Below are 13778 nucleotides of genomic sequence, written 5' to 3'. Positions count from 1 at the left end.
GAGAGACGCATATGGAAGACATCACCGAAGATCAGGCCGCCGCCAACTATCGCGTGACCGCAGGCGAGTTGCGCCAGTTCATCGAACGGTTCGAGCGTCTGGATGCGGAGAAAAAGGATCTGGCAGAGCAGCAGAAAGAAGTCATGGCCGAAGCCAAAGCGCGCGGCTACGACACCAAAGTCATGCGCAAGGTGATCGCGCTGCGCAAGCGCGACAAGGACGACATTGCCGAGGAAGAGGCTGTGTTGGAAATGTACAAAGAAGCGCTGGGCATGTGATGTCTGAACAGGGGAGGGGCAAGGCCGCTCCCTTTTCGCGCAGGCGAGCAGTCGTCCGGTCGGGTTGCCTGCATTCAAGCCGCAAATTCCTGGCTCAGCTGCATCAAAGCACATTGTTATCATTCCGTTGTGCTTGTAAGGAAATTGCAGGGCCCGAAGGGGCCGCGCCGTGCGGGCGTGATGGAATGGTAGACATATCAGACTTAAAATCTGAACAGATCTGATATGTGTACCGGATCAAATTTGAGCTAAGTAGTTCGATTGATGCACAAAAAGGTTAAAGAAGAGTCTGCGCAATCCTAACTCTTTTCTTTCCGGAAGTGACTCCAATACGGGATATTTCGGGAACCAGTTGGTTCATTCTTGTTCGTCTTTTTTTACGAACGGGGAAGCAGTAAACGTTCTAAATTCTGGATACAAACGTTCTCTGTCCTCATCAGGCATGAGCAGCGAGCGGTGAACATAGGCGTAGTTTTCCGAGCCAGATGGAAGCCATTCGCCGTTAGGGTATGTAAGCCAAAAGTTGACTTCCGCAATTTCGTCAGCAAGCTCGACTAATCGTTTGTGATCATAGGGATGTTCAAATTCTCGCCCCGGACGAAAGCTCGAACCGATAATTTTTCGAGCGTCGCCCCTGGAGTATGACCAAATTCCGTGAGTTATCCTGTGCCTATGTGTTTGAAGGTTGGCAATTTTGCTGACCAATCCTTGGAGTACTGATGAATATTCAACTTTCGACCGGTGCTTATTGAGGATTTCCTGAAACGCTTTGAACCTCCTTTTGAAGGAGTCATGTACTGCGTCGGCAGGTAAACCGACGCCAGCTTGTTCGGCGGCAATCGCTGTGGCTACAAAAATCGCGTGCTCCAGGTAAGCCCAGTTCGCCGTGAGTTCACCGAGGATCGCGGTCTCAACAGTAGAAAGATCTAGTTTGATCCGCTTGCGCTTTTTTCCTTCAACCTCAATGCTTATGGAGTAATCGGGCAGCATTGGTTCACGACTTTCAGTTTTCATTTGCATTCCAAAATACTAACGATGAAATTGCAGGTTAGATTTCTTGGCATTAATGAGCAACATTGCTCTGGCTAACGGGAAAAAAGTTGGGTAATTGGCGCAAGTGCCATCGTTGGTGACAAAACTGGTGACAATGGTGACAGAGTGACATGCGGACGTGGTGGAATTGGTATACACAAGGGACTTAAAATCCCTCGCCGTCAATGGCTTACGGGTTCGAGTCCCGTCGTCCGTACCACACCAAATTGGACTTAAAATCTGAAGGGCGTATGCCCGTGTGGGTTCGAGTCCCACCGCCCGCACCAATCAAAGACACCTGAAAAATCTGCATCGGCCTGCGCGGGTTTTGCCGAATGTGCGATTTTTTACATTGAAAAAATGCTTCGGGCGCAACTTAAACCGGATACCCCAATTGGCGGATCAGTTTCCAAATGTCTCGGTTGGCCGCTGACAGCCGATCAACGATCGCTTCGATCTCGCGCAGGGCCTCGTCATCGACCGTATCTTCGCGGCCAAGTTTGATGTCGGTTTTGCGATCGGCAATCCGCATGAGGATTGTTTTCGGGTTTCCGCTTTCCGGGTCGAAGGAGTAGATGCAATGGTTGTATTTGTTGCGAATGCCCGAAAGCTTGGCCAGCCGTTGTGTGTGCTCGAGGATCGGGTCGCGGACCTCGGCCGGGCGACCTTCCATTTTGGCCAGACGTTCGACCAGATCGATACGCGCGCGTGTTGTGTTCAATGTCAGGAAAATGATGACCGCCACGTCTTTCGACGTTTCGGTCAGGCCGGCTATCAGGTGGATCAATAGGCTTTCGGTATTGGTCCACATGTAGTTCAGCCTGCCGACCAAAAGGATCAGGCGGTCAAACCGGACTTCGAACGGATCAGTCAAAGGCGGTCTGCTGCGCCTCATGAGGCGCAACCTCGAAATAGAAATGAGCGGCGGCAGTCCGGTTGCTGACACCGATCTTGCCGACAACGTTGTGCATGTGAAGCTTGACCGTGTGTTCCGTGATGCCCAGCTTGGCTGCGATCAGCTTGTTGCTTTTGCCTTGCGAGACCAGTTGCAGAACCTGTTTCTCACGACGCGTCAGCTTGGAGAATTGGGCGTGTCGGTCAACGCCGTTCGGTGCAGCAGGCTCGGGCAGCCTAGGGGATTCTGGCGCGCTCTGACACGGGGGCGAAACACAGTCGGCCAGAAAGCTGGGAAGGTACAGTTCTTCGTGCATCAGCAACCTGAGAATGGCACGCCATGCGTCCGGCGCAACGTTCATCGGCAAGAAACCAACGTCTCCGAATTGCGGGCGATCCCAATTTTCGAACATGTGCCGGGCCGATTCCTCTTTGCGATAGGCAAAGGCCAGACAGCCGGATCCTGTACTTTCGGTATAGGCCGTAGGGCGTGCCAACAGATCTTCGATCAGCATTTGATCTACGACGACGATCCTTTCGCCGCCGGGAACATGTTCACACATTGCTTCGAGCGTTTCGAAGCGCAGGGCGCTGACTCCAAACTCGGTCTGGACGCTTCTTAAGGTTTGATTTGAGTAGAATAATTCCTTTCCAAGGAAAGCAATCGAAAAACCCTGTGAATAAAGACTCTGATCGGCAGTTCCATTGTTCAAAGACACACTCATTATGTTCCCTCACAAAATGGGGTTAACCGGAAATAGCGTTTTTAAAAAGTATTAGACGGGTGAAAATAGTTAACTAATCAAAGAATTATGTACGTTTTAGTGTAGCTGAAAACGTGAATTTCCACAACCAGACGGTATAGTTCGAGCAGCAAAGTTATAGAACTATCGTTTAGGTTTTTTCATTTGTTTTTGTGTAACTGTTGGAAACAATTGCATTAATTTTTTTGAGACTTTCTTTGTTTAGAACTTTCTTCTTCGACCCGTCAGTAAATTACTGAATCGCTAAAATAAACAATAAAAACAGTATGATAAATGCAACTGAACTTTCAGTTAGCTAGTCGCGAGCCGGAGTCGCTGCAAACATGACCGGGCTTCAATTGTCGAAGTGTCTGTTCCTGACGCGCCCGCAACCTTGCGTATTACAGCATTGATTGAGAGCGGTCGCGTTTTTCGGCTTAGCCGGGAAAGGAGGTGGCCCCAAAGAAACGACCATAGACCGCATTCAGCGCGTTTGTCGCTGCGTGTGGGTTTTTGTTTCAATCACGCCTGATGCCGCTTTGTAGATGAATGGCGGTCTGGCGTTCCAGAAATGGGATTTTGTTATGAGACGTAATGTAAACAATACCAATGTAACGACCGTCGACGAAATTAATGTCGAAAATCTGGATGCTCCGGTGGATGTTGAAATTCAGGTAGATGAGGCTCTCGTCGAGGCCGACCTGACAGCGCAACAGCAACAGCAGGACCAGAATGTAGACAACTCTAATGATCAGGGCCAGGACCAGGGTCAGGACCAAGGTCAAGAACAGGGTCAGGATCAAGGCCAGGACCAGGGCCAGGACCAGGGTCAGGATCAAGGTCAGGATCAGTCTCAGACGCTTGATGCCGGCGATGACAGCAACGACAACTCCAACAACAACGCAATCAATATCGATTTTGGTGGCGGCGAGTGGATTCCGCGCGACGATGATCAGGTTGATCTCGATCTTGGCGATTCAGCGACAGTGGGTGACGTGATCACTGCTGGTCGCGATCTGACCTATGATCCGGGCGATGACATGAACCTGGACATCTCAATGGATGGTGCCGGTACAGCAATGAATGCTGTCAACAACCAGGTGGCCAGCCTGAGTGACGACGATACGCTCGATTCACCGACCGTATCGAACAATGCTGACTTCAATCAGAATGGCGACGCCAACGGCGGTACAGCCTCTGCTGCCGAAGGTATCAGCACAGACGCCAGGGGCGGAAACTCGGGTGACGGCGGCACCAGCTATGGTGGCGCAGCCGATTCATCAACAACGGGTAGCGAGGCCTGGTCCGAAGGTGGCGATACCGGCAGTGCGGATGCCGACTCCAGCGGTGGAGAAGGTGGTACGTCCGGCGAAGCAAGCAACGCAAGCATTGGCTTGGGTCTGTCTGGTGCCGGATCATATGGCGATAGCTCTGGCGGTGAAGGCGGAGCAGCTGACAGTAGCTCGTCTTCGGACAACGACGGTAGCTCGAGCACCGACGGTGATGGAACCGGCGGAGCGGGCGGCAGCGCAGATTCGTTTGGCCTGGGTCTTGGTCTGGGTCTTTCGGGTTCGAACGCATCCGGCAACGCCGATGGTGGTGACAGCGATTCCGACTCGACCGGAACTGGCACCGGTACTGCAGATAACGCTGTAGATGCCTCTGGCGCGGATGGCGGTGACGGTGATGCATCGACCGACGGTTCGGCCTCGAACAGTGGCGACAGCACCACTGAAGCAAATGACGCCACCGCAGGCAGCAATGGTGCGGAAGGCTCCGCTGACAGCGGTGCAGACAGCTCGGCCGATGGCTCGGGTGGTGACGGCACTGGTGGTGACGGATCCGGTGGTGACGGCACAGGCGGTGATGGTACCGGCGGTGACGGCACTGGTGGTGATGGTGAAGGCGGTTTTGCGGCGATGCTCGAAGCAGCCATCATGGAGCTGCAGGAACAGCTGGGCATGGTTGATGCCGAAGCTGGCGAAGGCGGCGACGGAAACGGCGGTGACGGAAACGGCGGTGATGGTACCGGCGGTGACGGAACGGCTGGCGATGGCTCGGGCGGCGATGGTTCCGGTGGAACCGCAGACGCGGATTCTGACGCACAGGGCGTTGGCGATCAGTCGGCCAGCGGGCCAGACATCGATCAGAGCCCAGGCGACGTGAACGGTGCAGCCAGCACTGACCAGAATACCGACGGCAGTGGCGGTGACGGCGGTACGAATACGGCCGACGGCGCAGCGGATGCAGCGGGAACCGGAACATCGGCAGCAGACGGTGACGGCGGAGCAGGTGGCACCACCACCCCGACATCCACGTCTACCGGTAACGGTGCCGGATCTGCCGATGCCGCCAATACCGCAGGTGGAGGTGGAGCCGCAGATATCTTCGGAGAAGCCGACACGAACGGTTCCGCTGACAGTATGGCCGATGCAATCGCCGGTTACGGCGGTGCGGGCAGCTCGGACAATGATGCCACATCGGCTGGATCGGGCGACGCAACTGGTGCAGCCGATTCAGGTGCCGGTGGTGCTGGCGGCGCATCCGCTTCGAACGGTGGAAACAGCGGGGGCTCGATGGGCACCGCAACCAGTGGCGACACCTGGGGTGGCATGATCTCTGCCGGTAGCGCGGCAGGTGCCTATTCAGGTGACGGCGGCGCTGGCGGCAATGGCGGTGCCTGGGGCGCGAACAATGGTGGCGATGGTATCGTGACCGGCGAGTCCTATGCTTCGGCTGCCGCAGTGGTCGACACCTCGGCCTTCAACCAGTCGATCATCATGGGTGCCAATGTTCTTGGTAACTCAGTCGATACGACCATGGTTGGTGGTTCGATGAGTGTCTCGTCTGCAAGTGACGACACGGACGTATAAGTCACAAAGCGGGGCTCGCATTTTCGAGCCCCGCAAATTTTTGAAAACGCCGGGGCCGTAAAACGCGGCCCCGGCCCATCTGACCCCAAAGCGGAAATTTCAGGCCGCGGCGGGAAAAAAGGATAACCAACATGGCCCTTGACAGTATTACGGAAACGATCGCGCATTTTGTTGGAACTTTTGAGCTTACGATCGAACAGGCCCGGCTGAGAGATCAGTACGAGGAGTTCACCGCTCTGAGGCGAAAAGCCGAAGTTGAAGGACTGGAGGAACCCGCTTCGATTAACATCAAGGCGGATTTAGACATCCCCGCGGGCGAGTATAAGGCTCTGCCCTTCAATTTCATCCCTTCTCAACCCGAACTGCCGTTGCCGTCCACACCTATTGGGCCCGTTCATGAATCCGTCATTATTCTAAATGGCGACAGCGCAGAATCCGTACGATTTGTTCCGGATACCGTATCCGGCCCGTCTTCCAGCGCCGAGCTGATCATCTTGCGACCAGATACCGTGCCACTAGGGTCGGCAATGACCTACACCGTGCAAAAGGTCGTCATGAACGACAACGATACGGTCGGTGAAGGGGATTTTCGCGACACCGAGGCCTTGATGGCAGAAGGCGAACAGATGCTGGAGATGGCGCTGTCGTTCCATGCCACGGCATCCCCGTCATTTTCACTCGCGGATTACAAATCGGTTGAAATGGTCGAGGCGCTGGCCCAGTCGATGCTGAACCCGGCAATTGCGGAAATGGACGGCGTTACGGTGCATCAGTTCCATGGCGATGACGCGATGGGTGTGATCGTCAATGGCGAATACGTGGCCGAGGCGCCGGTATGGAAGGATCTTCTGCCTGCGTTCCATCAGCCCGAAGAAGCAGGCGAAAACGAAGCAGAGGTTGTGCTTCCGGAGGAATGGGATCAATCCAAGGATCCCGATTTTGACGATGGACACATGGTCGTGACCGGAGGCAACCTTGCGATCAATGCGGTCGCTGCATCCGTCGGGTGGGTTGATGCCCCCTATATCGCTGTCGGTGGGCAGGCGATCAGCCTGACGGCCATCAGCCAGGTTGCGGTTGTGTCGGATTGGGATGTGGGCGCACCAGGTACGGGCAGTGGCACTGATGTGATTCAAACGTCGACAATCGAAGTCGAAGGCAGAGAGGCCCCGTGGCTTGCAAATACCTCAGGCACCGACGAGCAACCCGCCTACGTCGTTGTCGATTGGGTACACGGTGATTTGGTTGTGGCGAACTTCGTCAAGCAAGTCATCGACGCCACGGACATCGACAACATCCAGACCGAGATTTCGGCAGCATCGACCCTGTATGCGCTGGGCGATAACGAGTTGTTCAATATCACCGATATCGTGCAACTGGGCAGCTTCTATGATCTGATCATGGTCGGTGGGAACATGATTTCCGTCGATTTGTTGCATCAGACCATTGCCCTGATGGACGACGATATTATCAGCGGCGGAACACCCGGAGAGATGGCCGGGGAGGATGCAAATCTGCTGATGAATGAAGCGACTGTCAAAACGATAGGCGAAGATGTTCATCAGGACATGCAGCAGAACCTTTCTGACGCCATGGCGCTTCAGCAATCAGATATGGACGCGCTGGAGGATGCGCTGCTCAACGATCCCATGTTCGCCGGGATGGAGCAGTTGCGAGTGCTCAAGATCGACGGGGATCTGATGCAGGTGAACATCTTTGAACAGGTCACCAAGATGCTGGATCAGGATGAAATTGACCTGTCCGGCCCTCATGCCGCCGAGACCGAAGTTGTCGCAGGCAGCAACGCGTTGCTGAACAGCGCGAGCCTGACAAAGATGGGTGTGGATTCGACCATCATGGCTGCTGACGGATCTTATTCCGATCTTCTGTTGCACCAGGCCAGCCTGATCGACGTTCCTGATAACGAAGAAATCACCACGATGGCCAACGAGGCAATCGCTGCCATCATGGATGACATGTCTATCCCGCAACCCGATGCGGCAACGGCACTGAACGCACCACCCACCGAGACAGAAACGCAAGATGACGGCCTGCAAACCTTGCTGGCCTGACTTCCCGAATTTTTACCGAGTGACCAGAAGGTTTGTAGATGTCGATTGTATTCTCGTCGCGCCGTCCACTCTTTTCCAGCCCTTTGGACAGGCAAGGCGGTTTGGGCCCGCAGCGTCAGAGCGCTGACGGTGGAGTAGGCGAAACGGCACGGGCACCGCGGGTGAAAACACGGCTGCACCTGACGCAGGAGATGCGCGTGCCGGAACCAGATCGAAACCAGACGGTTGAAACCGCAGAGCTTAAGTCATCCGAAGACCAACAACACTCACGCGAACAACGGCGCGCCGATACTCCCCATCGGCGCGCACAGCCGCAGCCCGCGCAAGACAAAGACCCGGCGGGTGGTGGCGATGGGGTGGCCGCCGCTGATGGCCCGGATCCGGCATCCGCCGGAAAATCGACTGCGCGCAAGACCCCCTCTGCGCGCGCATCCGGCGAGAACGGCATGGGCACCACGATCGAGGCCAAGGCAAACCAGCCACTGCTGCAAACGAAGACCGGCGGCGGTGATGGGAACGGGCCACCCCAAACCTTCCACAAACGCACCCCGCCCGAAGATTTCCAGCGTACCCTGCGCGTTTCGACCCGGGCGATCTGGCGTAATCTGGCGTTTGTTCTGGTGCTGACATGCGCCACCAACATCCTGATCCTGGCAATCCCGATCTACCTGTTTCAGATCAGCGACCGGGTTCTGACCAGCCGGTCTCTGGATACGCTGATCATGCTGACCACAATCGTCGCCGGGGCGGTGATCTTTCAGTCGGCCTTTGATGCAGTGCGACGGTTTATGCTCATGCGAACCGGCGTTGAGGTGGCGGCCCGGTTGGGTGCGCCAGTGCTGAGCGCGGCCGCGCATGCGTCGTTGCATGGAAACGGGCGCGAGTATCAGACGCTTGGGGACTTGCAGCAACTGCGCGGCTTTCTGGTCTCGGGCACATTGATCTCGTTTCTGGATGTACCCTTTGCGCCTCTGTTCATCCTGATGATCTTCCTGGTTCACCCGCAACTGGGCATGATCGTCGTGGTTACCGCGCTGATCTTGATGACGATTGCGCTGATCAACCAGAAAATGACCGCCAAACCGTTTGCCAAGGCGAACAAGGCGCAATCCATGGCGAACCTGCATCTGGATTCGATGTCGCGCAACAGTCAGATCATCAACGCACTGGCCATGATACCCGAAGCTGTTCGGATCTGGGGGCGCGACACCGCCCAATCGCTGACATGGCAGGTGCGTGCGCAGGACCGCAACGTGATTTTCGCAGCAATCTCGCGCGGGGTTCGTCTGCTGACCCAAATCGGTATTCTGGGCTGGGGTGCATATTTGGCCCTGCAAGGCGAGATCACGGGTGGCATGGTGATTGCTGCTTCGATCATCGCGGGACGTGCCTTTGCGCCTATCGAAGGTTCGATCGAGGGGTGGAACAGTTACCTGCTGACACGCGGAGCCTATGGGCGGATCAAGGCGTTGCTGTCGACCTCGGCCCTGCAATACGAAAAACTGCGCCTGCCGCGCCCCGAAGGTCGGTTGGATGTGGAACGGTTGCTCTATGTGCCCGGTGGAACCAAGCGCGTGGTTCTGAACGGGATTACATTCTCGCTCATCCCCGGAGAAACGCTGGCCATCATCGGCAATTCCGGCGCGGGCAAAACCACGCTTGGGAAAACGCTTGTCGGGTCCATTCTGCCCACGTCGGGTAGCGTACGGCTCGACCTGATGGATATCCGCAATTGGGACCCGCGCCAGTTTGGGGAAAGCATCGGCTACCTGCCGCAGGACGTTCAGCTATTCCCCGGTACGATCAAGGACAATATCGGCCGGATGCGGGCGGACGCCACCGACGAACAGATCCACGACGCTGCCGTTCTGGCCGACGTGCACAACATGATCGCAACCCTGCCGCAGGGATATGAGACCGTAGTGGCCGCCGATGGCTCGCCGTTGTCGGGTGGGCAGAAACAACGCATCGCACTGGCGCGGGCCTTCTTTGGCGACCCGAAAATGGTTGTGCTGGATGAGCCGAACTCGAACCTCGACGTCGCCGGGGACAAGGCGCTGGCGCGTGCCATTGAACAGGCGCGCGAAAGCAAGATCACTGTGGTTGTCATTACGCAGAAGCCGACGCTGTTGAATGCGGTCGACAAGATCATGTTGCTGACCGACGGGCGCGTGGCCTTGTTCGGACAGCGCGATCAGGTTCTGCAGCAGATCAACGCGCCGCGCAAACAGACCGGAATTGAAGGCCAGCAGGGGGGCTGACCATGAATGACCTCGTACCTGTGAAGAACTCTGCCAATGAACCGGAAGTTTGGTATGCCGAGGTTCCGCGCTCGATCAACCGGCTGATAGTCTTAGGCATGGTCATGCTGGTTGTGTGTTTTGGCGGCTTCGGTCTCTGGTCCTTCAGCGCCCCACTAGCCGCTGCCGTTATTGCGCAGGGTAGTTTTGTCGCGACGGGTCGCAACAAGATTGTCCAACATCTTGAAGGCGGTATCATCGAAGATATCAAGGTTGCAGAAGGCCAGTCGGTTCAGGCCGGTCAGGTGCTGATGACGCTGGACCAGACCTCGGCCCAGGCCAATGAGCGCGAGCTGTTTATCCGCAAACTGCGTCTTCAGGCCATGACCGAACGGTTGTTGGCGGAGTATGGGGAACGGGACCGTCTGGTATTCTCTCAGGGCCTGATCGATGCGTCCGACGATGTCGAAGTCATGGCTATTCTCGATGGACAAAAGCTCAGCTTTGATGTGTCGCGCAAGACGTTGTTGAATGACGTGGCGCTTTTGGAGCGCAACATGGAAGCACTGAAAATCCGGTCAAGCGGGTTTGAAGCTCAGCTCGACAGCATGACCAGGCGGGCCGATATTCTGCAGGAAGAATATGAGGCCAAGAGTCAGCTGTTCGAAAAAGGCCTTGTCCGCAAAGGTGAGTTGAACACCATCCGACGCGTACAGGCCGAAGCCGAAGGGCAACAGGCCCGTTTGCAGGCCGAAGCTGCCGAAATCAATCAGATGCTGTTGAAATACGAAGAACAGATCACGCGCACCCGATCTGCCTATCGCGAAGCCGCGCTGGATGAGTTGGGCGTGATCGAAGCCGATCTGGAAAGTGTGCGCGAAAAATCCCGTCAGGCCCGCAGTGTTCTGGACCGCGCAGTGGTGCGTGCGCCGGTGACAGGAACGGTGGTCCGGCTGCATTACCACACGCCCGGCGGTGTTATCGAAACGGGTGAGCCGATCGCCGAAATCCTGCCTGCGGATGCGCCATTGATTATCGAGGCGCAAATCCCCCGTACCGAAATTGACAGCGTGATCACAGGTCAGACCGCCACCGTCCGGCTTATCGCGCTGAACCAGCGCACGACCCCCGTTCTGTACGGCGAGGTTTTCTATATTTCAGCCGACGCACTGCTTGAAGAAACGACCGGCGTTCCGCAAGAAGTCTATCTTGCGCGCATCTCGCTGACTCCGGATGAGTTGCAACGCGTCAGCGGGTTTGTCCCGACGCCCGGAATGCCCGCCGAAATCATGATCCAGACTGAAGAGCGGACCTTTGCCGCCTATATTGCGAAACCGGTGACAGACAGTATGTCGCGCGCGTTTCGCGAGCAATGACGCGGTTGGACCCGGTTGCGGCTACACCTTCCGAATATTGCATGTTAGCCTTTGCGCTGTGACGTGAAGGAGAAGTTGTATGCCGGTAACGGTCAAGGACATGATGGAGGCCGCAAATGCCGTGGTCGAACGGATCGATACGGCTCGGGCGAAGGCTCTGATCGAGCAGGGCGGCCTGTTGCTGGACGTTCGCGATGCGAATGAACTGCAAACCACCGGTCGCGCTGTCGGGGCGCATCATATCCCGCGCAGTATGCTGGAGTTTCGTGCAGATGATGCGCTGCAATCTCACGACCCGGAACTGCGCAAGGATCGTCCTATTGTTATGTATTGCGCGGCGGGTGGGCGTGCGGCCTTGGCCGGAAAGCTTCTCAAGGACATGGGGTATCAGCAGGTCTACAACCTAGGAGGTTTGGCCGACTGGGTGAATGGCGGCGGTGAGATCGCTAATTCCTGACGCAGAGGTATTCTGTATCTGACACAAATCAAAGCGTATCACATTCGAATCGTGAAATATTTGGCCGGAGTTTATCAAAAGGAACTACCGGCCATGTTTCGCCTTGCCGCTATGCTATATTCGCTGATTGCAACTGCCCTGTCTGGTTCGGCCGTCATCGCCGTGTTGTCGGCCGGAATGGTGTCCGTCAGCGCAATTGTTGGTGCTGCTGCCGCTGGTGCCATAGTTGCCGCGCCGGCGTCCTGGATGGTGGCCAAGCGGCTCTTTCAGGGCGCGTGATCAGGCGTTCAGAAACGTCCTGACGGCAGCTTCGAATTCGCGCGGTTTTTCGGCATGTAGCCAATGCCCGGCGCCTGGGATTTTGGCAAACCGCGCGCCAGGAAACAGGGCGCGGATTTTGTCGCGATGTTCCGGCAGGACGTAGTCTGACGCCCCCCCCGACAGGAAAAGCGCCGGACCATCCCACTGGCCGTCCAATTCTGGAAATCCCATGATGTTTGGCATCTGATCCGCCAGCACATCCAGATTCAGCAACCAGCGCTTTTCCTTTACGTCCAGCGATTGAGTGAAAAAGCTTTGCAAAGCCTTCTCGACGCCCAGTTCGGCCAGTTGCTGCTCGGCGTCGGAACGGCGTGTCACGTGCGAAAAATCCACGGCGCGCATGGCTTCGATGAACTGAATCTGTGTGTGCGTGTATTGCACCGGTGCAATGTCGGCGACCACCAGTTTGTTCACCAAGCCGCCGTGTTGCAGGGCCAGCGTCATCGCCGCCTTGCCACCCATCGAATGACCAAGCACATCGGCATTGCCGCCGATTTGCTCAATCACTTCAGCGATATCCTGCGCCAGATGGGGGTAATCATGACACGCATCCCAAGCGCTGTAGGCATGGTTGCGCATATCCACTGCCACAACCTGCCGCTCGTCCGAGAGCCGTTTGGCTATCACGCCCCAGTTCCGGGCCGATCCATAAAGGCCATGTGCGATGACAAGGGGCGGTCGGGCGGTCGGATCACCATGTACGATCGTGTTCAGCATGTATTGCGTGATACTAGCCAGCGCCGGAAACAGCCAGCCCCATTGTGGGTCTATGCAGCAGGCGCTAGATTGCCGCCGCAGGAGGCCGCCCATGTCGCAGGACAAAGACATTCAGACCAGGATCACCGAGACGGTGGCGTTGCTGCGCGCAAAGCTCGGGGTGCGCGACAAGACGCTTGAGGCATCGATCCGCAAGGCCAAACGCCGCCTGCCGCGCCGTGTCTACAAACAGGCTTTGGTTCTGGCCCGGGCCGAGGCGATGGCAGCGCATCCCAAATTGAGGCTGGTTCTGGATAACCCCAAACTGGTCAAGGCATCCGACGTGGTGCAGGCCCATCTGAGCTCCATCAATCTGGCGGATCGCAGATGGGGGTGGTTCCTTGGTCTGCTGGGAGGACTGGCATTCAACTTGCTGGCGTTGACAACACTACTGCTGGTCTTTCTGTGGTGGCGCGGCTTGATCTGACCTTGGGTTCTGGACTATGCGATGAGGCCTGAACGTGGTTCAAATCGGCTGTTAGCAGTTGCGTGAACAACTGGGCGAGGCGGCGGAATCCTGCATTCGTCAATATGGATTGAGCGGATTTCGGGCGCGGGATTTGTACTGGCCCGAGTAGATTTAAAAAAATGGCGCCCCTGAGGCGCCATTTTCATTCGTTCCGAACCGATTACAGGTTTGGATATATAGGGAAGCGCGCGCAGAGTTCGGCGACTTCGGCTTTGACCTTGGCTTCGACCGCGCCGTTGCCGTCTTCGCCATTGGCGGCCAGGCCGT

General features: G+C 56.4%; 12 protein-coding genes and 1 tRNA gene. 9 read left to right on the top strand and 4 right to left on the bottom strand.

Going from position 1 to position 13778, the window contains the following annotated elements; genetic code table 11:
• The first annotated feature begins 11 nt into the window (after positions 1 to 11).
• On the top strand, positions 12 to 278 hold the full coding sequence (locus tag ACR0LF_RS15230) for a DUF2312 domain-containing protein (protein WP_171177687.1): 267 nt from the start codon (positions 12 to 14) through the stop codon (positions 276 to 278).
• A gap of 357 nt (positions 279 to 635) precedes the next feature.
• On the opposite strand, the gene ACR0LF_RS15225 is transcribed toward ACR0LF_RS15230, so the two are convergent.
• Positions 636 to 1292, bottom strand: a complete 657-nt coding sequence (locus ACR0LF_RS15225) for a hypothetical protein (protein ID WP_480856427.1) — start codon at positions 1290 to 1292, stop codon at positions 636 to 638.
• A gap of 151 nt (positions 1293 to 1443) precedes the next feature.
• Between ACR0LF_RS15225 and ACR0LF_RS15220 the strand changes: the two genes are divergently transcribed.
• Positions 1444 to 1530 (top strand) — tRNA-Leu (locus ACR0LF_RS15220).
• A 156-nt stretch (positions 1531 to 1686) separates the two neighbouring features.
• Here ACR0LF_RS15220 and ACR0LF_RS15215 read toward each other — a convergent pair.
• Together ACR0LF_RS15215 and ACR0LF_RS15210 are read right to left on the bottom strand one after the other, a co-directional pair.
• Positions 1687 to 2184, bottom strand: a complete 498-nt coding sequence (locus ACR0LF_RS15215) for a hypothetical protein (RefSeq protein WP_480856426.1) — start codon at positions 2182 to 2184, stop codon at positions 1687 to 1689.
• Entirely contained in the window at positions 2177 to 2767 is a 591-nt protein-coding gene (locus tag ACR0LF_RS15210; RefSeq protein ID WP_480580893.1) for a response regulator transcription factor, read from the bottom strand. Before ACR0LF_RS15210 ends, ACR0LF_RS15215 begins: the two co-directional genes overlap by 8 nt.
• Positions 2768 to 3531: 764 nt before the next feature.
• Between ACR0LF_RS15210 and ACR0LF_RS15205 the strand changes: the two genes are divergently transcribed.
• The 6 genes from ACR0LF_RS15205 to ACR0LF_RS15180 all read left to right on the top strand — a co-directional run bounded on the left by ACR0LF_RS15205 (position 3532) and on the right by ACR0LF_RS15180 (position 12244).
• Positions 3532 to 5820, top strand: a complete 2289-nt coding sequence (locus ACR0LF_RS15205; protein ID WP_480580891.1) for a hypothetical protein — start codon at positions 3532 to 3534, stop codon at positions 5818 to 5820.
• Between the two features lie 131 nt (positions 5821 to 5951).
• Positions 5952 to 7892 (top strand): type I secretion protein, encoded by a 1941-nt coding sequence (locus ACR0LF_RS15200; protein ID WP_480580889.1) that lies wholly within the window; start codon positions 5952 to 5954, stop codon positions 7890 to 7892.
• Positions 7893 to 7930: 38 nt separating this feature from the next.
• Positions 7931 to 10153: a type I secretion system permease/ATPase gene (locus ACR0LF_RS15195; RefSeq protein ID WP_480580887.1), complete on the top strand. Its 2223-nt coding sequence runs from the start codon at positions 7931 to 7933 to the stop codon at positions 10151 to 10153.
• A gap of 2 nt (positions 10154 to 10155) precedes the next feature.
• Positions 10156 to 11508 carry an HlyD family type I secretion periplasmic adaptor subunit gene (locus ACR0LF_RS15190; protein ID WP_480580885.1) on the top strand — a complete coding sequence of 451 codons (1353 nt, stop codon included), beginning with the start codon at positions 10156 to 10158 and terminating at the stop codon, positions 11506 to 11508.
• Between the two features lie 79 nt (positions 11509 to 11587).
• On the top strand, positions 11588 to 11965 hold the full coding sequence (locus ACR0LF_RS15185) for a rhodanese-like domain-containing protein (protein WP_480580883.1): 378 nt from the start codon (positions 11588 to 11590) through the stop codon (positions 11963 to 11965).
• A gap of 93 nt (positions 11966 to 12058) precedes the next feature.
• Positions 12059 to 12244 (top strand): hypothetical protein, encoded by a 186-nt coding sequence (locus tag ACR0LF_RS15180; RefSeq protein WP_480580882.1) that lies wholly within the window; start codon positions 12059 to 12061, stop codon positions 12242 to 12244.
• Here the strand turns inward: ACR0LF_RS15180 and ACR0LF_RS15175 are convergent, their stop codons facing one another.
• Positions 12245 to 13003, bottom strand: a complete 759-nt coding sequence (locus tag ACR0LF_RS15175; RefSeq protein ID WP_480580880.1) for an alpha/beta fold hydrolase — start codon at positions 13001 to 13003, stop codon at positions 12245 to 12247.
• Positions 13004 to 13094: 91 nt separating this feature from the next.
• Between ACR0LF_RS15175 and ACR0LF_RS15170 the strand changes: the two genes are divergently transcribed.
• Entirely contained in the window at positions 13095 to 13469 is a 375-nt protein-coding gene (locus ACR0LF_RS15170; protein ID WP_480580878.1) for a hypothetical protein, read from the top strand.
• Positions 13470 to 13778 lie beyond the last annotated feature (309 nt).

The organism is Ruegeria sp. E8 (assembly GCF_056533985.1).
Note: the sequence above shows the minus strand (reverse complement) of the source record. Positions and strands in the feature narration are given on the sequence as shown.